The following is a 25177-nucleotide window of genomic DNA, read 5'->3' as shown; positions in this document are numbered from 1 at the left end:
CGCACCGCTTAACGCGAGGTTGGCGGCTCGCCGGAGGGGGGACGCTCGCCGGACTGGCCCCAGCGCGGCGCGGTCGGCGGACGCACCGGACGGCGGACGGGACCGTCGGCGCCCTGGTCCTGCGTAGGACGCACCCATCGGTTCCCACCCTGCTTGCGGGGTGCGCCGCTGCCGCGTTCGTAGGGCGGCGGCGGGAGCGGCCGGACGGGGCGCGGCGCCCGGACCGGCGGCGCGGGCGGCGTCGACGGGGCACCCGTCCCCGGCCGGGCCTGCTCGGGCTGGGGAGCGACGGGCTCCTGGGACACGGGCTGCGCTACGTGCTGCGGCGCCACCTGTTCCGGGTGCCGGGCCGGCCCGGCGGGTGCACCGCCGGGGGCCTGCACCGCCGGCGCCTGTGGACCCGGAGCCTGCGCCGCGGGCACCTGCGGTGCCGGAGCCTGCGGTGCCGGAAGCGGAGCCCGCTGAGCCGCCGGCACCTGCTGGGGACCAGGCACCTGTTGGGCGACCGGTGCCTGCGGGGTGACCGGCGCTTGCGGGATGGACGGCGACGGCGCGAGGCGCGGCTGCGACGGCGCCTGCCGCGGCATCCGAGGCGGCGGCGGGAGGGGCACCACGGGCACGGCCTGCTGCGCCTGTACGTCGCAGTACCGCAGCTCCTCATCAGTCGGGTTGAGGACCACCTCGAAGGCGCCGCGGTCGCCGATCACGACCCGCAGCTTCGACGGCGTGACCTGCTCGACGACGAGGTCGGCCTTGCTGTCGACGACCACCGCGCCGGGAGCGCGGAGGGTCAGCATGGTGCGCTCGGGCACCGCGGTGGCGGGGACACCGTCGAGCACGGTGATGTCCGACGGTCGTCCGGCGGGGCCATCGGCGATGCGGAATCGCGCCGGATCGGCGAGAGTGCTGGCGAGCGTGGCCCACTGCTCCGGACGGTTCGTGTGCACCGCGACCGACGCGCCGGCACCCACCGAGCGCAGCAGCACCAGCTGCAGCGCGATCAGCTCGGTCGCGAACTCGACGCGCAGGGTCTCGGGGACGGGCGATCCGTCGAACAGGGGCAGCGCGACGGCATCGTTGCCGGAGATTCCCCACACGGGACCGGCGGGGCCGACGGGGATCTCGACGGCGCCGAGGTCGGTGAGCGCCGCGGACGGCAGGTCGACGATGCTGGACCCGCCGCCGGGCAGCGTGCCCCGGGCCAGCTCCATCTGCCGGCCGGGCACGGCGACGAGGGCGTCATCGAGGTTGTCCACGATCGGTACGCCGGTGTCGTAGCGCACGAGGCCGCTGATCTCCACGGGCGACTGCGCGGTGGCCTTGCGCAGGCGCAGCACGACGGCGGTGCTGTCGCTGTCCAGGCCCCACCAGCGATCGAGCTTCTCCGTGGAGGTGCGGACCGGGTCGACGAGGTAGGTGGTGGCGAACTCCGTGCCGTGCTCGATGTTGTGCCAGTTCTCGGTGCCGTCCAGGGGATCCGCGCCGAAGGTCATGCGCGCGTCCAGCCGCGCGAGCTCGGCGGCGGGCAGCACGCGGGCGCGGATCAGCCGCTCCTGCAGGCGCTGCTCCAGGCGGCGGGTCGCGGCCATGAGTGCCTTGGGGCCGGCGGTGCGGGAGGGCCCGCGGCGCACGATGCCGGCGAGATTGCGCTGCGTGTTCACCCGCAGGATGAGCCACGTGGAGCGCTCGGCCATCGCGGAGTAGAACCGGACGCCCTGCGCGTACGACGCGCGGTACGCGGGGCCGGGCGGCACGCGACGGCCGACGGACGCGACGTCGATGTCCACGTCGAGGCCGTACTGGGTCATCATGGTCGCCAACAGATCCAACGGGACCGTGTCGGCGGCGTACGCGCGCCCCTCGCGCAGTCGGGTCTCCGACGGATCCGCCGTGAGCTCGATCGCCGAGACCAGCTCGTAGCCGTCACCCTGCCGGACACCGCACCCGTCGACGTCGATCACCCGGCCGGGGATGCCGCCGGACGCGCGGCGCCGGCGACGCAGGTAGCGGTACCGGGCGCCGATCCTCTCGGTGAGCACGATGCCCCGCACGGTCACGAAGGCCACGAGCGCACCGAGCACGACCAGCGCGACGACGGCCCACAGGGGCCAGCGCGCCACGAGGACCGCCGCCAGCAGCGCCGACAGCACGGCCCATACCAGCGCGCGGCGGAGGGTGACCCGGATGCCGAGCAGCCTTCGCCGCCGGGCGATCTCGGGATGTGTGGGAATCGTCGTGTCCATCACGCCCTCCGCTTCCGGCCGGGGCGGGTCAGCGCGACGACCCCGCCGAGCACCACCAGCGCGATCACGCCCGCGCCGGCCACGATCGCGGCGGTGCGCCGCGGCCGCGTGTCCGGCTCGGGTGGGGGCGGCGGCACGAGCAACTTCTCCACCGATCGCGGGTCGATGTCGGCGTCCGTGGCCGGCACGTTCGCGGTCAGCGCCGCGACCGGGTCGATCAGGCCGCGGCCCACCTTGTTGTCGGTGCCCCGGCCCGGGGCGTGCGCGGTCGCGACCATCCGGGCCGCGACCTCGGTCGCCTTGAGCTGCGGATACCGGGAGCGGACCAGCGCCGCGGTACCGGCGGCGTAGGCGGCCGCGAACTCCGGCCCCGCGAAGGGCACCAGCGTCCGCTCCGACGGGACGCCGTTCACCACGCCGTCGCCGCCGCGCGAGCTCAGCGAGACCAGCCCCGCACCGGGTGCGGACACGTCGAGCCACGGGCCGTTCAGCGAGCCCGCCAGCGGCGTGCCCTGCGCGTCGGTCGCGCCCACCGACAGGACCTGCCCGTCGAACCAGTTCGGGGTGGCGACCGTCGTCACCGTCCGCCAGCCGCGGGGATCGTCGGGCTGTCCCGGGTCCGGGTCGGGATTGGCCTTGCAGTCGTTCGCCCCGACGGTGCCGCCCTTGCGGTCCGTTGCGCCGGCGCCCACGACGACCAGCGCGTCCTTGGCGCGCAGCGCGTACGCGACCGCGCCACCGATCTCGCGTTGGCGGAACTGGTTGTCCGCGGCCATGCACACCGGCTCCGGCACCACGATCACCTTGGCGCCGCGGTTGGCGGCGCGCACGATCGCACGAGCGATGCTGCGGGTGGTGACCGCCGCTCGGCTCTGGTTGGGGTCCGCGTCGTCGGCGGGCGTGTTCTGCAGGGAGAAGGCCGCGGAGTCGACCCGGATCGACATGACCCGGGCATCGGGCGCCACACCCACGAAGGCGTCGCCCGTCGCGGGCTGCGCGGCGACGATGCCCGCCACGAGCGTTCCGGTCGAATCGCAGTCCACCAGACCGCGATCCGCGGCCACCATGTTGTCGCCCGCACCGTCGAGGCCGCGTAGCCGCGCCTGCGGCCGCACGCCGGTACTGAGCACCGCCACCGTCACGCCCGCGCCGGTGGAGAACTTGTGCGCCTCGTCGATCCGCAGGGTGTTCGACGGTGCCGGCGCCGCCGCCAGGTTCGAGTTCGGCAGCACGCCGGGCTCCACGCAGCGGGGGTTGTTGTACCGCAGCGGGCGTTCCGGACCGTCGGAATCGGGCGGAGCGCCACCGATGTCGGCGACGGGCGGCACCACGGCGCCGGACACGGCGGGTGCCCAGCTCCCGGCGATGACGACGGTGACGGTGGCGGCCAGGGCGACGGCCGTCTGTGGGATTGCGCGCACGGACCCTCTACTTCAGGAACGACAGGTCGAGTTCACGCATGAACGCGAACACCCGGGTGGTCCACAGCGCGAGCATGACCACGGCGAAGATCGCGAACTTCTCGCCGAACTCGATGCGGCCCATCAGGCGCGCGGACAGCGGGCGGCCGTGCCCGGCCGGGTCGGTGGACACGCGATCGGCGAGCAGCAGCGCACCGGTTCCGAACGCGGCGAGCGCGATCGCGCTCACCACGATCACGGCGAGGCGCGCGAGATCGGAATCGACCGCGGTCACCAGGATCACCGCGAGGCCCGCGGCCACCAGGAATCCGGCGACGAAGAAGACGGTCGCGTGCACGCGGTCGTCGAGGGTGCGGCCCCGCAGCACGCAGACCACCGAGACCAGCGCCGCGATCACGACCTCGCCCCAGAAGTAGTGGCTGTGCGGCACCAGAACGGTGAGCGCGGACACCACGAGCACGCCCGCGATCGCCACGTAGAAGCCGGTGAGGAGCTTCGCCGCGGTGCGCGCCTTGCGCTCGAGGCCGGTGTTCTCCTGCGCGCGGGCCAGTTCCGTGGTGGTCTCGTCGTCGAAGGTGTCGACGTGGTACGCCGCGTCGAGTTCGTTGCGATCGATGTCCTCGCCGGGCGGCGGCAGCGTATCCGGCCGCACGCGGGCCAGCATCAGGGCCCAACCCTGCGCCCAGTTGGCCAGCAGGAGAGCTCCGATCACGCCGATCGCGGGGATCGCCGGGCGTTCCAGCGGCGTGTACGCGAACAGTGCGCTCGCCACCACCGTCACGGCGGCCACGAGGCCGAGGCCCGCGAGGACCGCGGCGCCGAGCCCGCTCGCACGGCCCAGCACGATCACACCGATCAGTGCGAACAGCGCGCCGACCAGGACGTTGGCCGCGGTGAAGGCACCGTCGGCGCCGCCGTCCGGCGGGATGAGGACGAACCCGGCCGTGAAGAGTACCGGGGCCGCGGCGATCTGCAGGGCGTACGCCACCTGGCGCGCGCCGTACTGACGGTCCGCCGAGACGGCGGCCAGGACCACCGCGATCGCGGCGAGGGCCGCGACCGGGAACCACCACAGCGCACTGGAGTGCGCGAACCACGCGGTGAGCACCAGCGCCGAGAACACCCCCGCGCCGAGCACCAGCGCGACGAGGCCCAGCACCCGGGCCGTCGTCGACTCGAACCGGCGGAACCGCTGCCGGCAGAACTCCTGGATCGCGTCGGCGGTGCTCTCGATGAGCGGCCGGAAGGTCTGCGTCGAGAAGGTCTCCGCGAGGATCAGCCGGTCACCGTCGAGCACGCCGGCGTCGCCGAGCGACTTGTCGCGCGCCAACGGGGTTCCGCCCTCGCGGGCGAAGGTCCACGCACCGGTCGTCGAGAAATCGTGGTCCGGGAAGATCTGCTCCAACCCGGGGATCACGGAATCCATCACGACGGACAGCCGCCGGCGGGCCAACAGGCTCCGCTCGACGGAGTTCTCCCCCACCTCGACCAGGACGCGCACCTGCTCGGGGACGGCGGACCGCCCGGGGCCCGCCTGCTGCGTACCGGCGGCGGGCTCCGGGGTGATCGGGAAGACCATCTCTTGCTAGCGTCCCTCGCTCGTGCGCACCTGCTGCAGCTCCGCGAGCTTCTGCGCGGCCGGCGGCTCGTAGCCCGAGTTGAACCCGTCGGCCAGGTCCGCGGCCAGCTCCTCGAAGGCCCGAACCGTGCGCTTGCGCAGCAGGTCCAGGTCGATCGGCTGATCCGAGTCCAGGTGCGGGTCGTACGGGATCTCGTGGACGCGCAGCTTCTGGCCGGCGCGGAACAACTCGTCGAACTGCTCGACCGAGACGCTGCTGCGCCGCTTCGTGTGGTTGATCACCACGATCGTGTTCGCGAGCAGGCCGTGCCAGCCGTGGTGCCGCAGCCAGTCGATCGTCGCGGCCACCTTGCGCACGCCGCGGGTCGTGGCCGAGGCGGGCAGGATCAGCGCCGAGGAGATCTCGAGGACACCGGTACCCGTGTGCGTCTGCAGGCCGCGGCCCGCGTCGGCCAGCGCGAGGCTGTAGTGCGGGCGGAAGATCGAGTACAGGTCCAGCACGTCGTCGTAGTCGGTGACGTCGCGACCGTTGAACCGCCACGGGCTCGGGAGCACGTGCAGGTTGGTCGAGGTGACGGCGAGGTGCTTGTCCACCTGGTTGCGGTCCGACAGGTCGCTCTGCTGGATGAGGGTGCGCGCCGTCGACCCACCCTGGTGCCACGCGGTCACCTGGTCGAGGTCGCCACCGTCGGGATCGAGGTCGAGGGCGACGACGTTGTCGGCGCGGGTGCGCTCGAGGATCTGGCCCAGAACACCGACGATGAGAGTGCCGCCGGCGTTATCGGCGAACACGCTGGTGACGTGGAACTTGTTCTTCGGGACGCGGATGCGGTGCACCAGCTCGGCGTGTTCCTGGTCGTTCGCGCTGGGGCCGATGTCGAGGCCCATCCGGCGCAGGAAGGCACGCCAACCGGACACGCGCACCGCCGCGTCCGAGAACCGGATCTGCTGGTTGAACGAGGAGGACGCCGTCGACATCGGAGCCGAGACCGACTCGCCCATCGGACGCATCGGGGCCTGCTGGTGCTGCGGCGGAGCGATCGGCGCCTGGCCGTTGTGCACCGGCGCGCCCTGCTGCCCGAAGGGCTGCGGCGACGCCGGGCGTTGGATCTGTCCGGACGCCTGGGGCGCCTGGAACTGACCGGTGGGCGGCGCGGGCTGGAAGGGTGCCTGCTGGGCCGGACCGGTCTGCGCGGCGGGCGCCTGCGGGGCCTGGGGACCCGAGAACCCGTTCTGGCCCTGCCACTGCTGCTGCGGGACCGGCACGGGCGACGGTGCCCCGGTGGCGCCCTGCTGCGTGGGCGCCTGCGCGGCGACGGGCTTCGGCACGGCCTTCTCGGCGGGAGCCGCGGGCGCGGGGAGCGCGGGCTCGTCGGACGGCGCGGCATCGGACCGTTCCGAGACCGCCTCGTCGGCCTTCGCGGCCTCGTCCTTCACGTCGGCCTTCGGCGCACCGTCGGCATCGGCGGACGCGCCCGGCTTCGACGGGCCCACCGGCTCGTCGTCGACGACGGGCTGCTCCGCGGTGGGCCGCTCGTCTGCGGGAACCACGAGGGGCGAGGTGGGCGCCACGGTCGGGACGACACCCGCCACGTCGAGGTCGTCGACCTCGGGCAGCGCGGGCTCCTCCCATTCACCGCTCACCGGCTCGGACACCGGTCCGGTGGGGACGGCCGGGCGGATCACCGGCGCGGCGGCGGTGTCGGTCGAGGGCAGCACCGGGGCCGCGGTGTTCTCACCATGGCCGTTTTGCGGCACAAAAGGCACCCGAACGTTCGTAGCTGCGTCGCTCATGGACTGCACCTCTCTTACTCATCAGTATGTTTGCAGATTAATACACGGGCAGGTCAGAGGGCCAGAGGGGGTGGCTCTCAGTTCGCGGTATCGAACCACCCGGCGGAACCGCCGCGCTCGACCAGTTCCACGAGTCCCTCGGCGAATCTCCGCCGGGTCCCGGGGCTGATCGTCACGTCGAGCAATCCGCCGGATCCCCGCTTCGTGGTCGACAGCACGCGGCCGGAATCGGTGTCCATCACACCCACCGCCCATCGCGCCTGCGCCCGGACGCCACCGGAATCCGCACGGTGGTAGACGATTTCGGCGCGTCGACCGGAGTACCGCGCGGCCTCCACGAGGAGGTCGATGGTCTGCGGCGGGAGATCGTGCTCCCGCAGCCTGCCGCGGATGGCCCGTTCACTGCGGGCGTCGCCCACCGAGGGATCGAAGGTCGCGACGATCTCCGCGAGCTCGGCGGCGTCGACGGTGAGCGAGTCGAACTCGGCCGGCTCCCGGGCGCCGAGCACCCGCCAGAGGGGTTCCACGACCGTCGCGTCGAAGTCCTCGCGGTCGGTCGAGAACCCCTGGACCGTGAGCTGATCGTCGTTGCGGAACGCGACGACCACCTGATCGTCCCGGCGCACAGCGGCCCCGCGGAGCACCGCGTCACCGTCGAAGACGCGGATCGCGAGCTCGGCGGACGGCGCCTGCAGCACGTGCAGCCACCGCGCCACCTGTGAGTCCACGCGACCGGCGTCATCGACCAGACCCGCGGCGATCAGGCCCGGCATCACGGCGAGGTCGACCATCAGCTGATCGTCCGGCCGGTACACGGTGGGGTGGATCGCCAGGACGATCGGCGCCAACTCCGTGACGTCCGACAGCCGCATCAACAGCAGCAGTTCGTCGACGTCGACGGCGAAGGCGGACAGCTTCGCCGCCTGTTCCTCGCGCAGCACAGCTACCCGCCCTCTCTTTCGCTACGGGGCCGGTACGCGACCGGCCCCGATCGTTCTAGACGCCGTAGAGACCTGCGGCCTGCGCCTGGCCGGCCTGGTGGATCGTGGCGGCGGTCTGGATGTTGACACCGGTCTTGCGGATCGCCATGGCGAGGTTCTCGTTGGCCTTGAGGCACACCTCGTGCACGTGCTGGTAGCTCTCCTGGTCCACACCGACCCAGTTGCCCGCGTTGAGGTTCGCGGTGTTGTTCGCCGTCAGCTCGGCGATGTTGGCGTCGGCCACCGCCGCCGCCTTGTTCAGCGACAGGGAGGTCACGTCGTAGCTGGTGTAGTCGACCTTGATCAGTGGTGAGGTCATCGTCGTTGTCCTTCGGGGTAGCGGCAGTCTAGACGACGTAGCCGGTGAACAGGCCGCCGGCGTCGCCGTCGGTGCTGGAGATGAGACCGCCGTTGCGGCCCAGGGCCTCGGCCACGGCCTCGAGCTTCTGCTGCTCGGCGTTGCACACGGCGATGAGCTCCTCCATGTGCGCGGAGGCCTTGTTCGTGGTGTCACCGGCGTTGGCGGCGCGGTAGGCCTCGGCGGTGGTGCGCACGAACTTGATGTTCGCGAGGGTCGTCGCGGCCACGTCGTGGGTCTTCGCGGTACCGGCGGCGTGCGTGACGGTGTTCAGCTCGTAGATCTGCGGGGGCATGATTCCTCCAGTTCAGAGATGGTGTCGGTCGATGTTCGCTACGGCGGGGATCAGCGCGCCTCCCCACTCGACGGCACGTCGACGGGGACGGACTCGAACTCGGGCACCGAGTCCTGATAGATCGGGACGGCCGCGGTGTCCGGCACCACGATCCGCTCGCGCTGCTTGCCCTTCGACCTCGCGACGGGCGCGCTGGTCCCGGTGGGAAGGATGGGCCGCAGCGGCTCGACCGCCACCCGCGGGACGGGCGGAGGCGGGGGCGCCACCGTCAAGCCGTCCGTCATCCAGTTCGACGGTGCCGCCACCTGCGGCAGCGCCGCCGTCGCGCCCGGCACGGCCCGCAGGGCCGCCGCCGAACTCGTGGACCGCTCGCCGCGGGACATCCGCTCGAGCGTGGGCGACCCGGGCCGGGCTCCGAAGTACCCGACTGTGCTGGTGCGGTTCTCGGCGTTGACGCCTCCGATGAGCGCGCTCATCGGCTGGTACACGACACCGCCGGCCACGCCGCCGCCGGCGGCCTGAGCGCCACCGCCCGCGCCCTGCAGGACCTGCTGGGCCCCGGTGGCAGCGACGCCGCCGGCCACACCCGCGGCCTGCGGCACGGCACCGCCGAGCTGCTGCACGAGCGAACCGCCCAGCTGCTGTCCGGTGGTGGTGCGCACCGCGCCCGGGGTGTCGCGCGACTGCGACTCCGCGGTGGCCGCGTTCGACGCGACCTGTTCGAACCGCTGCGCGTTGACCGCGACGGTCTGGGCGAGTTTGGTGCCGGTGAGCACGCCACCGGCGATGCGCATCGCGAGCATGCTGGCCGTGGCCTGCGCGCCCTGCGCCGCGAGGGTCATCTTCGTGACCACCGCGTCGCCGACCGACGCGGCGCCGGCCGCGGCGGCGGGGATCGGCACGCCGATGGCCGTGGCCATGGGCTTCGGCGGCACGAAGGGCTCGAAGGTCATGTTCGCGACCGAGTTGGCGAGGTACACCGCCATCATCGACGCGTTCTGCGCCCACATGGCCGCGTACTGCGCCTCGTTCGCGGCGATGGCCGCGGTGTTCACGCCGAGGAAGTTCGTCGCGTTGAGCACCCCGTTGGTGATGTGGTTCTGCGCGATCTCGGGCAACTGGGCCATCCCGGCGAGCGCCGCCGAGTAGTCCGCCGCCTGCTTGGTGTGCCGAGTGGAGGCGAGCAGCGCCTGCACCCGCAGGGCCTCGTTGTGCGCCATGTACATCGCGACATTGCGCGTCATCAGCGCGGTCTCCGGCGCCTGCCACGACGCCGCCAGGCGCGGAAGCAGGGAACTGAGGAAGACGGAACGGGCGCTCACCGACGCCGCGACCGATGCCCATCCCGCAGCTGCGGCCGTGGCGGGTGCCGGACCGGCCCCGGACATCAGGCGGCCCACATTGACCTCAGGGGGGAGCGCGGGGAACGTCACGACATCACACTCGCGTCAGAACTGGACGGCGTTGTCGGCCATGATGTACGTCGACGCGACGGCCGACAGGCTGACGCCGTACTGCGCCACCTCCGCGTGATCGACCACGGAGGTCGCGAGGAAGTTCGCCGCGTGCGCAGCGGAACCCGCCGAGACCAGCAGCGACACGTCGTCGGCGCCCGCGGGCACCACCGCACCGATGGTGCCCGCGGCACCACCGATCAAGCCCGAGGTGGTGGCGACATTCGCCAGGACCTCGTTGGTTCCTGCCAAGAGCTGTATAGGCGCCACGTTCAGGCCCACCTGCTATCCCCTTTACTTGATTTTCAAGTTGCAACTAAAACAGAATTGTCAAACTTCGTCAATCCCTGGTTGTCCAAAATTGTCATCCCCAAACATCCTCGGCGGCGACCGACTCGTCCCGCCGCACCCCGTTCCAGGCGACCTGGACGATGTCCGACGGTGCGCCGCGGCCCGGATGGAACCGCCCACGGCCCGGGATGCCGAAGCGCTGCCCCCGCTCACCTGCGATGTTGAGGTTGAACTTGTCCGCCGAGAGGGCCAGCGCCATGGAGCTGTGCGTGTCCAGGAACTGGATCAACGGGTCGGAGCTGGCCTTGTAGAGGAACTCGGTGTCGGTGAGGACGACGATCACGTGGAAGCCGCGAATCACACCGTCGTTCATCAGCTTCACGGTCTGGGTCAGGGGGTTGGTGCGGTCGCCGCGCGCGACGACGGCGTCGTAGTCGTCGATGATGAGGAAGACCTCGGGCCCGGTCCACCAGTCCCGTCGCGCGAGGGCCGCGCTGTCGGCGGCGTCGGGGACGCGCCGGTAGGTGACCTCGTTCGGGTCGGTCTCGCCCTCTCCCATCCAGTCCACGAGCTTGTCCTGCCACCTGCGCAGGAAGTCGTAGAGGTCGGAGCCGTGCAGCCCGAGGTTCTTCGGGTTCGGTGCGAAGGCGCCGCGGTGCACGCGCTTGGGGTCGAGCAGCGCGATGGCACCGTCGTCGATCGTGGGGTACCGGCGGCTGATCGCCTCGATGAGCGTGTGCACGAGGGCCGATCGGCCCGAACCGCTCTCGCCCACCACGTACATGTGCGCCTCGCGCCCGAAGTCCGCGACGGCGAGGCCGCCGTCCGTCTCGCGCACGCCGAAGGGCAGGCGCACCCGTTCGCGCTCGCTCGCGGCGGTGGGAAGCACGGAGAACAGGTCGTCCTGGAGCACGACCTCGGGGAGCGCGAGGAGCTTCGGCGCCGTCGCGCCGGAGGTGTTGGCCCGGCGGATCCGCTCGACGACCTCCTCGATGCCGGCGCTGAGCGTCTCGGGTGAGCTGTCGCCGTCGGCGCGCGGGAGTGCCACCAGCGCGAGCAGCTCGCGATCGGTGGTGATCACGTGGCCGGCCCGGTCCGGGACCACCTTGTTGCGCTGCGAGTTCACCACGGACATGTCGTAGCTCGCGGTGGACACCCGGCCCTCGATGATCGTGTGCATGTGGCTCGCGAGGCCGCGCAGCACCGTGTTCCGCGCGGTGGTCACCACGAAGTGGACGCCGTAGTTCAGCGCGCCGGAGGCCAGCGCCTCCAGCACCGCGACCTTGTCCTCGAACACGCCGCCCTCGGTGACCGCGGCGTCGAAACCGTCGATCACGATGAAGACGTCGCCGAAGGCGTCCTCGGCCGTCACCGCCGACTCGGGGTCACTGCGCAGCCGGCGGTACTCGGCCATCGAATTGACCCGGTACTTGCGGAAGAGCTTGACGCGCTGGTCGATCAGGTCCGACATCTGGGACACGATCCGGTTGATCGCGTCCTCCTCGGCGCGGGTCGCGATTCGGGAGACGTGCGGCAGGTCCTCGAGCCGCATCCAACCGCCGCCGGTGTAGTCGACCACGAAGAACTGCACCTGCTCCGGGGAGTGGGTCAGCGCCAGCGAGGTCACCAGCGTCATCGCCGCCGTGGTCTTGCCCTTCTGCGGCGCACCGTAGATGAGCACGTTGCCCTGGCCGCCCGACAGATCCAGCTCCCACACGGGCTGCTGGTGCTTGGCGGGGTCGTCGAAGACGCCGAAGGGCGCCTTGAGGGTGGCGGGCGTGGTCACCTTCGGCGCCACCCATTCGTCCGCGCTCAACGACGGTGCCACCGCGTCCAGCGTGGTCGAGGTCAGCTCCGGCAGCCACGGCTTGTAGGCCGGGCGCGCGGGGGCCTGCGTCAGCAGCTCCTTGACCACCGTGAACACCGTCGGCGCCGCGAGCAGTTCCTCCTCGGTCCGCACGATCTCGTCGTCTTCGACGATCTCGACCTCGAGGTCCGGGATGTCCACGCGGCGGGCCGTGAACCCGCGCGAGGACAGGTCGTCGGCGGTCGGCTGGACCACCTCGCGGACCACCGGCTCGGGAGCCGCCTCCGGCGCGAAGTAGGGCTTGCCGGTGAAGCCGGCGTAGAACCGGATCAGGTCGTCCTCGTGGAGCGTCTTGATCAGGCCGTTGCCGGGCTTGCCGGGAAGGTTCTTCGCGTCGGGGACGCCGATCACCGCACGCGAATCGCCGGCGGTGCCGGTGCGAAGTGCGATGTGGTAGTGGATGTTCGACTCGAGACCGCGGGAGCGGGCCATCTCCGCGTTCTGCGACGCGAGCAGCAGGTGCACACCCACGGACCGGCCGACGCGCCCGATCTGGCTGAAGATGTTGACGAACTCGGGCTTGGCCTCGAGGAGCTCGGTGTACTCGTCGATGAGCACGAGCAGTGCGGGCATCGGCTCGAGGTCGGGGCAGTGCCCCGATTCGCGGGCCTTCTCGTACTCGGTGAGCCCGATGATGTTGAACGACGGGTACTTCGCGGCGGCGCTGTCGAAGAGCTGCTGGCGCCGCTTGAGCTCGCCGGTGATGACCTCCATCATGCGGTCGACCATGCTCTCGGACTTCTCGAGGTTGGTGACCACGGCCGCGACGTGCGGGATGTCCTCCATGCCCTGGTAGGTCGCGCCGCCCTTGAAGTCCACCAGGAGCAGGTTCAGCATCGACGGCGGGTGGAACAGGCACGCGTCGAGCACGAGGCAGCGCAGGAACTCCGACTTGCCCGAGCCCGAGGTGCCGATCATCTCGCCGTGCGGTCCGGTGCCGCCCTGGCTCGCCTCGCGCATGTTGAGGAAGATCCGGGCCCCGTCGGGCGCGAAGCCGATCGGGAAGTTGAGCCGACGGGGGTCGTCGAATCGCTTGATGCGCTGCCAGAAGTCCACGACGTCGATGGCCCCGGGATCGTCGACCTGCACGAGGTTCGCCCAGTCGCGACCGGTGTCGTGCCGCTCCTTGGAGAGCAGTGAGGCGGTGGTCTCGAGTTCCCACCTGGCCAGCTTTCGGGCGGTGGTGTGCGCATCCACGAGGTCGACGTGGTCGGCGCGGGCGATCTCCTTGGGCGCCTCCAGCGGGAGGTCGGAGTCCCAGCGGGTGACGATGCCCGCCTCGTCGACGTTCAGGAGCACGGCGTGCGGGAAGGCGTCGATGACCCCGTCCGGCGGGGCGATGAGGATCCACGTGACGTCCGCGAGGGAGGCGATCGCCTGGTCCGTCATCCGGGCCCGCTCCGCGGATTCGACGATGACGACGGTGTGCCGGGTGCGTCCGGTGACCTCCGACTCGGTGGTGAAGGGGCGGGCGTAATCGACGATGCGGTCGCCCTCGGCGACCGGCTGCTCATCGCCGCCGGCGAGGTCCTCGAGGAAGTCGGTCCAGTTGCCGTAGATCATGCGGCGGGAACCGAGCGCGTCGATGAGCGTCGGATGCTGCACCTGCGGTAGCCATTTCAGGTACTCCCAGCGACCGCCGTCCGGGGCGTCGGCGACGACGGCGATGCGGAGTCGGTCGGGACCATGGGTGATCGCGAGGTGGTTCAGCATCGCGCGCACCATGCCCGCGCTGCGCTCCCGGTCGCCACCGACGCCGAGCACGGGCAGGTTGCGCAGGGTGAACGCGACCGGCATGTCGGCGACGGTGGAGTGCGTGTGCAGGAACTTCACGGTCTCGGTCCACTGCACCGGGTCCAGGAACTCGCCGTCCGGCGCCTCGGGGGTCAGCAGCTTGGCCTTGGGCACGATGCGTCCCCGCCCGTACCGGGCCGCGGTGAAGCGACTCCGGCGCTCCTGGTCACCGTCGCCGACCTCCCACATCCGCTCGGTGCCGATGAGCGAGGCCACCACGGCCGGATCGGGGTAGGCGTGCGCGAGCGCGTCGTAGTAGTTGCGGCCGCGCGCGAGCGCCTTCTCCCGTGAGGTGCCGATCGAACGACTCGCCTGCTTGCGGTCGTGCAGCAACTGCCCTTTGGACTTGCTGCCGCTGCCGCCGGGGCCTCCGCCCATGTACGCGAACATGCCGAACAGCAACATCATCGGCATGAGCAGCATCACCGGGTTGAAGCCGCGGTTCATGCGGATCATCATGAACAGCATCCCGAGCACGGCGACCACCATGACCACCGGCATCATCACCGTGCGCCACTTGCCGGGCGGGTCCACCTCGTCGATGGTGTCCGGGGTCCGGACCTCCACCTCCTTCTTGATGACCCGCGGCTCCTTCTTCGGGTGCAGCGGGGGCTCGAAGACCTGCCTGCTCATCGTCTGTCCCTCACTTCGTGCCGCGCGGATCGAACTTCGCGACGACCGGGTCCTGCGCGCCGCCGTCGTGCTTGATGGATGCACTCGCCTGCGAGAGCGTCGGCCCCTGCGCCAGCAGGCTGACGATGGTCCACGGCGCCGGAACGGGGTTGCGCAGGCCCAGCGCCTTGGCGGTGGACCCGACCTCGTTCGAGCCCTGATCGTCGATGCCGAAGCGGATCCCGGTGTCGGCGATCCAGAACTCGCCGCTGTGCTCGCGCGAGTCCTTCGCGGACCCCGTGGCGTACACGTACCGGCCGCTGTTCGCCGGCATGTAGACGTCGTCGGCGACGGTGCCCGCCGACCCCGCGGACCCGATCAGCGGGATCCGCGCGGCGTTCTGCTCGGGGGTCAGCGGCAGCCCGCTGGAGACCAGGACCCGCAGGGAAGCGGTCGGTTTGTCGCCGTCGTGCGACCAGGCCAGGCACGTCACCGGGTCGGCGGTGGTGTCCTCGATCCGCACCTTGCCGGCGGGGAAGTGATCCACCGCGATCCGGCCGCCGACCTTGGGCCACTGGTTCGCCTTGGCCGCCTCGGTCTCCACGACTCCGCTCTTGACGGGCGAGACCGTCTGCAGGACGGCGGCGGCGGTCTGCCCGATCTGCTGGATGCCGTCGGCCGCGGCGACGTAGTAGGTCCAGCCGCCGTCGACGGTCGGGACCCGCAGCGTCGTACCCACGAGCAGCTTGTCGGTGTTGGGGAACCGCACCGGCTTCCCGAGGTCACTGATCGGCGGGACGTCGATGGGCTCGCGCGCCGCGAGGGCGTTGAACAGGCCCGCGGACATGGGGATCACGCGCTGGTCGATCGAGATCCCCAGGGTCTCCCGGATCGCGGAGTTGCCGAGGTCCAGCCGCGCACGGCCGACCACGCCGTCGTGTTCGTAGACGAGCCAGGTCTGGCCGTCGAAGGTCACGAGTCGGGCGCGGTCGCCGGTCAATTCGTCGGTGCCGTCGGCGGGCGTCGGTTCCCCACCGATGACGGTGACCTTCACCGCCGACGTGGCGGTCGTCGGGAGGCCCGTCGACGGGTCCAACGGCACGGCCGATCCGGTCGCCGTGGTGTCACACACGGCCCACCGCGACGAGGTGCTGTCGGAGTTGCGGATCACCGTGGGGGCGTATGGAATCCCGACCATCGGTCCGCGCGGCAGCTTTTCGATCTCGGACGACTTCGCCTGCACCGGCTTGGCCGGAGAGCCGATGATCAGCTGCCCCGAGACCACGTTCGGGATCGGGCTGAGCGCGTCGCCCACCTTCACGTACAGCGCACCGGTCTGGCTGTCCTGGATGATGTCGCCGTCCTTGACCTTGCCCGCGGGGAAGATCACCGCGCCGATGACGCAGCCCAGCACACCGATCAGGCCGGCGGCGAGGGCGATGTACAGGGGCGATCCCTGGTACTTCTTGACGTCGTCGATCCACCGCGTGTCGCGGCGGACGAGCGCCTCCTCGTTACGGCGCTGCAGGTAGGCCTCACCCGACTTCTGGTACTTCGAGGTGAGCCGGAAACCGCGGACCCGCTCCTGCAGGCCAGATTTCGCGCTCGACGGGTCCGGGGTCGTCTCAGCCATTCGCCTCCGCCTGCCAATCCGCCAACAAGTGCCACTCCGACCACGGGAAGTTCGGTGATACGCGGAGGGTCTCCTCGTACGCGAGCCGGACGTCCTCCAGTTCTACGGTGCGCAGCAGGGCGCGCTTCTCCTCGGTCGAGAGCATCGAACGATCGACGGCGCTCACCCGGAAGTCGCGGAAACCCCGTGCGCCCGAGATCACGGTGCGCATGAAGCGCGCGTTCGACATGAGGTCCACGCCGGAGCACATGCGCCCCTTGAGGTCCAGTGCGCTGACCTCCGCGAGCCGCTTGTTGTGCTCCTCGAGGTAGGCGCGCACGCCCTCCCCCAGTTCCTCGCGGCTCCTGGCCGCGACCGACTCCGCGATCGCCACCAGCTCGTCCGGGGTGAACGAGCTGAACGAGATCCGCGTCGGGAAGCGCAGCGGCAGTCCGGGGTTCACCTGCAGCAGGCGGTTCATGTCGTCGTCGTACCCGGCCAGCACCACGACCACCTTCTCGCGCAGCGGCTTGTCGCCCTCGTTCTCGATCCGGGCCAGCAGCACCTCGAGCGCCTCACGACCGAAGCGCGAGGCCTGGTCCTCGCCGTCGCCGGCGACGAGCCCGTACGCCTCGTCGAGGAAGAACAGGCCGCCCCGGGACTCGTCGATGAGCTTGTTCGTGCGGATACCCGCCTGGCCCACGTAGCCCGTCATCATGTCGCTCGGCTGGTGCTCGAACACCTCGGGACGGGCGATCACGCCGAGGCCGTAGTACAGCTTCGCGAGGATCCGCACGCCGGTCGTCTTGCCGGTGCCGGGCGGGCCGGTGATGATCGCCGACAGGCGCATCTCCTCCTCGCTGTACTCCTCCCCGAGCTCCTCGCTGAGCAGCTTGCGCTCCCGGTCCATCTCGACCTTCGACGCGAGACGACGGATCTGCGACTTCACGTCGGGGCTGCCCACGAGCCCGTCCAGCTCACGCCACGCGTCGGCGAGGACCACATCGCGCTGCCGGTCCAGTGTCTCCTGCTCGATCTCCTGCGCGGTGGTGCCGGACGACGGGTTCCACGGGTCACTGCGGGTCTTCATCGACTGCGCGGTGACCACTTCCAGCGACAGCCCGGCGGCCGCGTGGTCCAGGTCTGCGCGGTGGGAGATCCAGGCGCGGGCGTCGCGCACCAGTTTTACGGCGCCCTCCTCGTCGCCCGTGGCACGCAGGGCGTACGCCTGCGTGACGATCAGGCTGGCCTGCACGAGTTTGAAGTCCTCCGACGCGAGCGCGGTCCTGGTCGCGGACAGCGCCTGATGTGCGTCGCCGGTGCCCACCAGGGCGCGCGCCGTCAGAGCCGTGACCCCGAGCTGCCAGAAGCGGACGGCACCGTCGGACTCCGGAGAGACCCAGAGCGGCTCACGGCCGTCGGACACCGTCGAGAGGACCTCGGGCCAGCGATGCGCGAGGCCCAGTAGGCAGATCCACAGGTAGCGAAGGTAGTTCCGCTGTGCCGGCGAGTCGGCGGTCACCTCGCGCTGCAGGCGCGTGAGCTCCTCCGCGGCCTCGGCGAGGAAGCCGGCCTGGGCGAGGATCACCGCAGCACCGGCACGGGCGTAGATCACATCCGTGACCGGCATCCCGAGCTCGACGACCCCCATCTGCACGGGGATCTTGAGCCCGAGGGCACCCTCGGCGGGATCCACGACCATGCCGTTGCGGCGCAGCTCCGCACCGAAGTTGCGGGCGGAATCGAGCAGTCCTCGCGCGGCGGCGGGATCGCCGAGTCGGGTCCGGTCGACGGCCATGAGGCCCATCCACGCATCGCACATCGTGGGGTCGGCCTCGACGGCGAGCCGGAAGGCCTGAGCCGGTTCCTTCGTATCCGCCCGCGCCGCGAGCGATCGCAGCCCGAGCGAGAAGTACCGCTGGGCAGTGGGATTCGATGTCGTCATCGTGCCTGAGTCGAGTCCTGATCCTGGCCGGCGAGGAACCGGGCGAACGTCCATGCGTAGAGAGCGGAGTCGACGTCGCCGTACGCCGCGGCAAGAGTGGCCACCACGATCGCGCGCTCCACCATGCGGTCCCGCAGCCTGCGGGCATCGGGCGCACTGCGGAACAGGTCCTCGGCCGAAGCCGGGGTGCGGTCGAGGCGGAGGACATCACTGAGCGCCTGCTCGTCCCTGTGCAATTGGTCGAGCACCGGAGGCGGCACCTCCCCCTTCGCCTCGAGGAAGCACCGCGCATCCAGGCGGGCGGCCTCGATCCCGATCGCGTGTTCGGGGGCGATCGCCACCGACTCCAGGTCGCGGACCAGGGCCCGGGCCTGACGGCCCGCCTCTTCCGAGTTCAACGAGCGGATGTGCTGCAGCCGAGCCGGCGAGACGGTGGCCTCGAGCCTGCCACGGCCCCCCGCGAGCAGCTTGCCCGGCCGATCGACGCCGACGACGTTCTCGACGCCCAGGACCTCGCTGTAGGCCCGGCTCGGGTGCGTGGTGGCGACGGCCGTCAGCGAGTAGTCCTCGAACGTGGCGTACTCCATGAGCTGGCGCACCGGGTCGTCGATGGACGCCCAGCGGTAGCCGGTGGGCATGTTCCAGACGACGCGCGCGCCCGCGGGGATCACCACGCCCGGGGGCAGCCAACCCGCGTCCGACGTGGTGACGACCATGATCGTCTCCGTGTCGTTCTCGAGCAGCCCTGCGGCCCAATGGAACCCCGAACCGGGGCCGTGCGGCGAGCCGCGCAGCGAGCCGAGGATCGAGGCGACCGCGTCGTGGACCTGCTGCACCGCGGGGGACGACCGCTTCTTCAGCACCAGCGGCTCCGTGCGTCCCAGGATCGCCGGTCCGGTGGCGAGCACCGGCGGGGCCTTGGGCGCGGCGGGTTCCTCGGGCTCCGCCTGCGGTTCCGGTGCCGCGAGCCGATCCGCGGCCGCCGCAACGGCGAACGGCACCGGCTCAGCGGCGACGGGGCTCCTGCCCGCAGCCTTCATCAGGTCGGAGAACTTGACCGCCTTGACCGTCTGCCGCACCGGGCGCTGCGGCCGGACGGCTTCGGGGTCGGGCTCGGGAGCGACATCGGGCTCGGCCGCGGGGGCCACGTCGCCGGCTTCGGCCTGGTCGTCCTCAGCGGAATCGACATCCGTGTCAGAGGCACCGGCCGCATCGTCGACGGGGCCGTCCTCGTCCGCCGCGTCGTCGCTGTCCGCCACAGGCTCGTCGTCCGGTCCGGGCTCGTCGTCGACCTCGGCCTGGGCAGCGTCGGGCTCATCATCAGCCTCGGGCAGGTCGTCCGCGATGTCGTCATCAGCCTCGACAGACTCGTCCACGACCTCGGCGACATCGGTCTCGTCGTCCACCTCGGCCTCGGCAGCGACGGGCTCAACCTCGTCCGCCTCGACCTCGGCAACCTCGGGCTCATCGTCGATCTCGGCCACGTCCGCGATCTCGTCATCAGCCTCGGCGGGACCCTCCACAGGATCAGCGGACTCGCCCTCGTCGGGCTCCCCGTCGCCCTCGGAGTCTTCGATCTCTGTCACGGACTCGCCGCCGACCTCGGGCTCGACGGCTGCGGTCACGTCGTCAGCATCAACGGAGCCGTCCACGACGTCAGCGGCGTCGGTCTCCTCGTCCACCTCGGTCTCGGCAGCGACGGGCTCGTCATCAGCCTCCGGCTCGACGTCCGCGGTCACGTCGTCAGCATCGACGGACCTGTCCGCAGCATCCTCACCGAGATCGCGCGCATCGTCGACATCCTGCGGGGGTTCGACGTCCATCTCAACCGCCTCCGCCTCGATCTCCACGGCCGCGCCGGCGGCCGCCGTCACCTCGGGATCGCGCGACGACGGCACCGTCGGGACCGCGCCCGCTCCCGGCCACGCCCCGGCGGACGGCACACGCCCGAACGAGAGGAAGTCGTCGTCGACTGCGGGCACCGGAACGGACCCGGCCTCGTCGGCCAGGGGAAGCATGGAGGCGGTCTCGGCAACCGTCTGTCCCGCTACCTCGTCCACGACGGGGCTCGGTGCCGGAATCGGCACGAACTGCGCCTGCGGCATGATCGGGATCGGACCGCTGGACGCCGCCGACGGCTCCGCGGGCACGGATGCGGTGGCGTTCCCGTTCACCGCGGGCGTTCGACCGAAGGCCAGGAAGCCGTTCATCAGTGGCTGCGGCACGACCGCGCCGTCCGCCGACGGCAGCGCTCCGACCGTGGGCACCCGGCCGAGGTCGATGAAACCGTTGACCGAAGCCGGCGCGGCGAGCTCGGAGACCGGGGCCTCGTCGCGAACGTCGGCATCGGGCTCATCGTCGGCCAGTGCGGCGACCTCGGAATCGGGCGCGTCACCATCGGCGTCGGTCGCATCGGCGGCCTCCGGGGATGCGGGATCCGAGACCGGCGGAGCGTCGAACTCCTCGGCCTCAGCGCTCTCGGCAGGCTCAGCGGCACTCGGCTCCTGGTGCACCGTGGTCGACGGCGTCCGACCGAAGGCCATGAAGCCGTAGACCATCGTGGTCTCGTCGCCCGAGTTCGCGAAGGCGTCCTGCGCCGCGGCGGCGGCGTCCTCTTCGACGGTGACCACGGCCTCCTGCTCGACGGCGGCTACTGCGGCCGTCATCGGCGCTTCGTCGACCGTCGCGTCGTGGCCGTTGGTCCCGTTGATGCGGGAGGTCTCTGCAGCCGCATGGCCGTTGATCGGGGGCGTCTCCGCGGACTCCGCGTGACCGTTCCGCTCAGTGTGTCCGTTCTGTCCGGCGCGGGCGTCGCGCACCGCGTAACCGTTGCGTGCCTCGCCGTTCCGGGCGTGCCCGTTGCGCGCGACGCGCCCGTTGCGTTCGACGGACTCGGTGCTGGTGCCGGGCACGCGACCGAAGGCCATGAACCCGCTGACCAGACCGACGGCGGGCTTCTTCTTCGTGGTGGACTGCTCCGGGGTCGGCATCTTGTCGGCGACCTCGCTGGCGCGCGCCCGGGCGATCGCGATGAGCTCGGCGATCCGCTCGGCGGGGTCGATCCCGGCGACGGCGGACTGCCGCTGTGCGGCCTCGATGTCGGCCTCGACCTGGTAGACGATCTCGGACTGCTCCAGGTTCACCTGCTGCAGGCTGCGCGCCAACTCGCCGAGCGCGTGCGAGACGTGCACGAGCGACTCGCCGACCCTGACGATCCCGATGAAGCCCTGCGCCCACTTGCCAGTCTCGGACTCGAGGAACTCCGAGACGTCGACCTCGCCGAGCTGAGCGGTCGCCGTGGTCCCCTCGCTCGCGACGCGGAAGGCGTAGGAGGACGCCTGCGCAGCGGACAACGCCCGCGACGCCAGGTCGTCCGGGGTCACCTCGTCTTCCCAGATGCCTTCGAGGAGGACATCGGCGTGGGGGGTATCAGGGCGATCGATCACAACGAATCCTCATTCAGGTCGTGCGCGGCGCGGAGGCCGCAGCGAACCGGATGCTCACGACGGAGCACCGACCTTCTGCTGGGCGGACACCCACACCGACGGGCGCGACGCCGTGGCTCGACCCGACGCCTGCGCAGCGGTCAGCGCCTCAGCGGCCTCGAGCTCGGGTACGACATCGTCGATGAGGTCGTCGATGGTCTCGACGATCCGTTCTCCGTGTGCACTGGTGGAGCCCACAGAGGAACTGATCGACTTCACCGTCGATCGCAACTGAGCCGTCGCGATGGCCGCGCGCGCTTCGATGGCGCGGGCTCCAGCGCTCTGGCCGAGGTTCGCATCGCCGTCCTGTTCGGAACCCATGCCACCCTCCCGTCCTGCCAGCACAGACGGCACCGAAGCGCCGTCCGAATTCGTTGTCGCAAAAGAATGTACCACTCGCATTGCAACTGCACTTTTCTGAACTATCGCTTTTGCTACCGCAAGATCGCCTGGTCAGGCCCTGCACGACAGCTCGCGACAATGCTGGTTGTCGGACAATGCGCCCTGGTCGACCACGCAGGCGGTAACCGATCCCGACCCAACCCACGGCAACCTTCGCAATTCACCCGACCAACGATCGCCGGAGCGAATCGATGCGGACAGGAGCCCACGGTAAGACGCTGTCGGAAAAGACATTTCCCGCTACGCTCCCCCGCGACGGACAACAACGCCCACACACGCGGACTCTCTTTTGTTTTCCACCGCACCGAGTCTGATGAATTCACGTTGGCAATCCATTCGGGATCGCTGCAGCGCCGAACCGCCGATGACTCCGTGGCGAACACGACCCGGGCCCGTGCGATGCTGTCCGACATGAGGGGAATTCGAGGCACGCTCATCGGGGTGGGCACGGCGACCGTCCTCGCGGTCACCGGGTGCTCGTCGACGATCGCCGGGACCGCACAGCCCGACCCGAGCGCGGCCGTCCGGCTCGACACCGGCGGCTACCCGACGAGCCCCCGTCTCGTCTCGTCTCGGACCGAGCGGGACGATCGCCGGGTGCAGAGCAGCTACGAGCTCTCGGCCCACCTCATCTCCCCGGCCGAGGTCGACAAGTCCTACGACTGGCTGTCCAACAACGCCCGGACTCCCGTCTTCGCCTCGATCACCGCGCTGACCTTTCAGTTCGGCATCTCTCAGGCGATCGCACTCCAGTCGGGCGGGGATACGTTCGTCGGCGGCGCGATCTCGGCCCGGCAAACCGACGCAGTCGGTCGGACGAGCGATTCGACCTCCGGAATGTCCACGATCGTTCTGCGGTATCGAACAACCGACAACGCGCGGAAAGCGGCCGACGGGCTTCGGAACGACCCGGGTGCGGTGGGCCCCCAGCACGCGTTGGACAACCATCCCGATGCGTTCACCGGTCCACCGATCACCACCGTGGCTCTTCCCACGGTGTGGTGGGTGCCGGTGAACGACTACCTGCTCGGCGTCGGGTTCACGTCCTCAGTACCCGTCGGAACCGCACAGCAGTTGGCGGAGCGGTGGCTCGCTCTCCAGGTGCCCGAGCTCGCGAAGATCACCGTGTCGGCGACCGATATGCTCGGGCTCCCGCCGGACCGCGACGGGATCATGTCCCTGACCATCGACGGCACGCCGACGATGCCGGACGGTGAGCGTCCGAGCGTGGGATACCTGACGCCCCGCGCCTACGCGAACTCCGCCAACGGCCGGTGGACCTCGTCGATGACGAAGTACGAGCGCGCCGGTGTCGACCTCATCGGCGCCGCCGGAAGCGTCGTGCATCGAACCCGCAGCGCCGCGGACGCGCGCTACCTCCTGGACCAGTCGAACGACGCGTCCGCCGAGCCGCAGACCGAGGGCGGCTCGGCCAGAGAAGCCCCACCGGCCGGCGTCAAAGACGCGTCCTGCACATCCTTCGTCACGCGGGCCACCGGGGACGCGCGGAAGGCCTACGCGTGCAGTCTCGCACGAGGACGCTACTTCATCACGACGGACGCGGTCAGCACACTGACCCAAGCCCACCAGCAGGCCGCCGCGAGCTACCTCATGGCGAAGGACGCGAAGTAGCTGGCTACGCCGTCACGCGCGACACGGCACCGAGCGGATCCGTGTAGACACCGTCGAGCGCAGCGGCGCCGGCGGCCTGCTGCTGGACGCGACCACCCGCACCACTGACCCGCACCGCCCGGCCGGGCTCGGCCGAGGTGGCCTTCAACGCGGCCGAGACGTGCGGCAGGATCGCGGTGTGGTCGGTGAACGCCTGGCCGCCCAGGATCAGGCGGTCGGGGTTGAAGATGTCCGCGACGAGAGCCGCCGCCTCACCCAGAACACGGCCGCGCTCGGCGACGATCGCCCGCGCCGTCTCATCGCCGGCCTCGGCGAGCTTGTGCAGATCGGCGATCGTGCGGACCGGAAGCTTCTGCGCCCGTGCGGCATCCACGACGGCGGTGTCGGTGACGGCGTCCTCGAGCCGGCCGGTGCGCTGAGGATCCAGCAGCTCCACGTTGCGGGTCGGCAGGTGGCCGATGGTGTGCGGCCCCGACTTCGGCGAGTGCACCGCGCCGTGCAGCGCCAGCGCCACACCCACGGTCTCGCGACCGTAGACGTACAGCGTCGACCCCTGCGACTCGTACTCCTCCGAGAGGTGCAACTCGGCGGCGGCCATCGCCTCCACGTGCGGGGCCACCGTCACCGGCAGACCGATCGCGCCCGAAAGACGCTCTCCCAGTGCGACGTCCTTCCAGCCGAGGCGCGGGTGGTCGGCGACCACGCCGCGATCGTCGACGCGACCGCCGATCGCGATACCGGCACCCAGAACGGTACGTCCGTCCCAGCGAGCCAGGAACCGTCGGGCACTCGTGGCGATCACCGACAGCACCTCACCCGGCTCGCCGCTCTCGGGCGTCGGGATCTGAATGGCACCCACGACCTTGCCCGCCACGTCGTGCATCGTCACCGTGCTCACCCGGAACCCGATGTGGATGCCCAGGGCGAGAGGGCCGTTCGGGTCCACCTCGAGCGGGAGACGCGGACGGCCGACGACGCCGCTCGCAGCACGGTCGGCGCGCTCGCGCACCAGGCCGGCCTCGATCAGCGCGGTGACCTGACGGTTCACGGTGGCGGCGGAGAGCTGGGTCTCGCGGGCGATCTCATCGCGCAGCACGAGGCCGCCGCGACGGATCACTCGTAGCACCGCCGCCGCCGGCTTCTCCGAGACCCGCAGCTGCGGGGCGAAGACGCGCGCCGGGGCGGCCGGTCGCGCCTGCCGTTCGATCCCGGCCGGACGGGCGAGGGGGTTGCGGGGCCGTGTCGTGCGAGCCGCCGCCGGGCGGACCTGGGGGGCGCGCGCCGGCGCGGTGCGGGTCGAAACAGGGGAAACGGGGGGAAGATCAACGACGGTCATGGTTCCTCGAAGGTGTGCGTACGCCGCGACCTCCGGGATTCACCCCGGGCGCAGACGTGAAGATGGAGTTGTCGAAC

16 protein-coding genes are annotated in these 25177 nt (G+C 70.9%); 1 reads left to right on the top strand and 15 read right to left on the bottom strand.

Annotated elements, in window-relative coordinates; all coding sequences use genetic code 11:
* Positions 1 to 8 precede the first annotated feature (8 nt).
* The 14 genes from eccE to AXK60_RS19670 form a co-directional block, all read right to left on the bottom strand.
* On the bottom strand, positions 9 to 2243 hold the full coding sequence (gene eccE / locus AXK60_RS19735; protein WP_068573723.1) for a type VII secretion protein EccE: 2235 nt from the start codon (positions 2241 to 2243) through the stop codon (positions 9 to 11).
* A complete protein-coding gene (gene mycP, locus AXK60_RS19730; protein WP_068573722.1) occupies positions 2243 to 3664 on the bottom strand; it encodes a type VII secretion-associated serine protease mycosin in 1422 nt (473 codons plus the stop codon). Before mycP ends, eccE begins: the two co-directional genes overlap by 1 nt.
* 7 nt (positions 3665 to 3671) lie before the next feature.
* The gene (gene eccD, locus AXK60_RS19725) at positions 3672 to 5243 is read right to left on the bottom strand and encodes a type VII secretion integral membrane protein EccD (protein ID WP_068573720.1); all 1572 of its coding nucleotides are present in this window, start codon (positions 5241 to 5243) and stop codon (positions 3672 to 3674) included.
* A 6-nt stretch (positions 5244 to 5249) separates the two neighbouring features.
* Positions 5250 to 7037 (bottom strand): MinD/ParA family ATP-binding protein, encoded by a 1788-nt coding sequence (locus AXK60_RS19720; protein ID WP_139058053.1) that lies wholly within the window; start codon positions 7035 to 7037, stop codon positions 5250 to 5252.
* Between the two features lie 77 nt (positions 7038 to 7114).
* Positions 7115 to 7978 carry an ESX secretion-associated protein EspG gene (locus tag AXK60_RS19715; RefSeq protein WP_068573716.1) on the bottom strand — a complete coding sequence of 288 codons (864 nt, stop codon included), beginning with the start codon at positions 7976 to 7978 and terminating at the stop codon, positions 7115 to 7117.
* Between the two features lie 55 nt (positions 7979 to 8033).
* Positions 8034 to 8336, bottom strand: a complete 303-nt coding sequence (locus tag AXK60_RS19710) for a hypothetical protein (protein ID WP_068573714.1) — start codon at positions 8334 to 8336, stop codon at positions 8034 to 8036.
* 28 nt (positions 8337 to 8364) lie between these two features.
* A complete protein-coding gene (locus AXK60_RS19705; protein ID WP_068573712.1) occupies positions 8365 to 8670 on the bottom strand; it encodes a hypothetical protein in 306 nt (101 codons plus the stop codon).
* A gap of 50 nt (positions 8671 to 8720) precedes the next feature.
* The gene (locus AXK60_RS19700; protein ID WP_139058052.1) at positions 8721 to 10103 is read right to left on the bottom strand and encodes a PPE family protein; all 1383 of its coding nucleotides are present in this window, start codon (positions 10101 to 10103) and stop codon (positions 8721 to 8723) included.
* 15 nt (positions 10104 to 10118) lie between these two features.
* On the bottom strand, positions 10119 to 10394 hold the full coding sequence (locus tag AXK60_RS19695) for a PE family protein (RefSeq protein ID WP_280512895.1): 276 nt from the start codon (positions 10392 to 10394) through the stop codon (positions 10119 to 10121).
* Between the two features lie 94 nt (positions 10395 to 10488).
* Entirely contained in the window at positions 10489 to 14709 is a 4221-nt protein-coding gene (gene eccCa, locus AXK60_RS19690; RefSeq protein ID WP_068573705.1) for a type VII secretion protein EccCa, read from the bottom strand.
* A 10-nt stretch (positions 14710 to 14719) separates the two neighbouring features.
* Positions 14720 to 16321: a type VII secretion protein EccB gene (gene eccB, locus AXK60_RS19685; RefSeq protein WP_068573703.1), complete on the bottom strand. Its 1602-nt coding sequence runs from the start codon at positions 16319 to 16321 to the stop codon at positions 14720 to 14722.
* Entirely contained in the window at positions 16314 to 18245 is a 1932-nt protein-coding gene (locus AXK60_RS19680; protein ID WP_068573701.1) for an AAA family ATPase, read from the bottom strand. Before AXK60_RS19680 ends, eccB begins: the two co-directional genes overlap by 8 nt.
* On the bottom strand, positions 18242 to 21691 hold the full coding sequence (locus AXK60_RS19675) for a hypothetical protein (RefSeq protein WP_068573699.1): 3450 nt from the start codon (positions 21689 to 21691) through the stop codon (positions 18242 to 18244). The genes AXK60_RS19680 and AXK60_RS19675 overlap by 4 nt, the downstream gene beginning before the upstream one ends.
* Before the next feature lie 54 nt (positions 21692 to 21745).
* On the bottom strand, positions 21746 to 22051 hold the full coding sequence (locus tag AXK60_RS19670; RefSeq protein ID WP_068573697.1) for a hypothetical protein: 306 nt from the start codon (positions 22049 to 22051) through the stop codon (positions 21746 to 21748).
* Between the two features lie 492 nt (positions 22052 to 22543).
* On the opposite strand from AXK60_RS19670, the gene AXK60_RS19665 reads away from it, so the two are divergent.
* Positions 22544 to 23764, top strand: a complete 1221-nt coding sequence (locus AXK60_RS19665; protein WP_139058050.1) for a DUF7373 family lipoprotein — start codon at positions 22544 to 22546, stop codon at positions 23762 to 23764.
* A gap of 4 nt (positions 23765 to 23768) precedes the next feature.
* Here AXK60_RS19665 and AXK60_RS19660 read toward each other — a convergent pair whose 3' ends face one another.
* Positions 23769 to 25100: an ROK family transcriptional regulator gene (locus AXK60_RS19660; protein ID WP_082778136.1), complete on the bottom strand. Its 1332-nt coding sequence runs from the start codon at positions 25098 to 25100 to the stop codon at positions 23769 to 23771.
* Positions 25101 to 25177: the final 77 nt, after the last annotated feature.

It is taken from the genome of Tsukamurella pseudospumae (genome assembly GCF_001575195.1).
GTDB classification, from domain to species: domain Bacteria; phylum Actinomycetota; class Actinomycetes; order Mycobacteriales; family Mycobacteriaceae; genus Tsukamurella; species Tsukamurella pseudospumae.
The sequence above is the reverse complement of the archived record's forward strand: the minus strand, read 5'-3'. Positions and strand labels throughout refer to the sequence as shown.

Bases quoted from the DNA above. Each gene is read 5' to 3' on its own strand.
- eccE (WP_068573723.1), bottom strand. From the start codon at position 2,243: ATGGACACGACGATTCCCACACATCCCGAGATCGCCCGGCGGCGAAGG.
- eccD (WP_068573720.1), bottom strand. From the start codon at position 5,243: ATGGTCTTCCCGATCACCCCGGAGCCCGCCGCCGGTACGCAGCAGGCG.
- AXK60_RS19720 (WP_139058053.1), bottom strand. From the start codon at position 7,037: ATGAGCGACGCAGCTACGAACGTTCGGGTGCCTTTTGTGCCGCAAAAC.
- AXK60_RS19710 (WP_068573714.1), bottom strand. From the start codon at position 8,336: ATGACCTCACCACTGATCAAGGTCGACTACACCAGCTACGACGTGACC.
- AXK60_RS19705 (WP_068573712.1), bottom strand. From the start codon at position 8,670: ATGCCCCCGCAGATCTACGAGCTGAACACCGTCACGCACGCCGCCGGT.
- eccCa (WP_068573705.1), bottom strand. From the start codon at position 14,709: ATGAGCAGGCAGGTCTTCGAGCCCCCGCTGCACCCGAAGAAGGAGCCG.
- eccB (WP_068573703.1), bottom strand. From the start codon at position 16,321: ATGGCTGAGACGACCCCGGACCCGTCGAGCGCGAAATCTGGCCTGCAG.
- AXK60_RS19680 (WP_068573701.1), bottom strand. From the start codon at position 18,245: ATGACGACATCGAATCCCACTGCCCAGCGGTACTTCTCGCTCGGGCTG.
- AXK60_RS19670 (WP_068573697.1), bottom strand. From the start codon at position 22,051: ATGGGTTCCGAACAGGACGGCGATGCGAACCTCGGCCAGAGCGCTGGA.
- AXK60_RS19665 (WP_139058050.1), top strand. From the start codon at position 22,544: ATGAGGGGAATTCGAGGCACGCTCATCGGGGTGGGCACGGCGACCGTC.
- AXK60_RS19660 (WP_082778136.1), bottom strand. From the start codon at position 25,100: ATGACCGTCGTTGATCTTCCCCCCGTTTCCCCTGTTTCGACCCGCACC.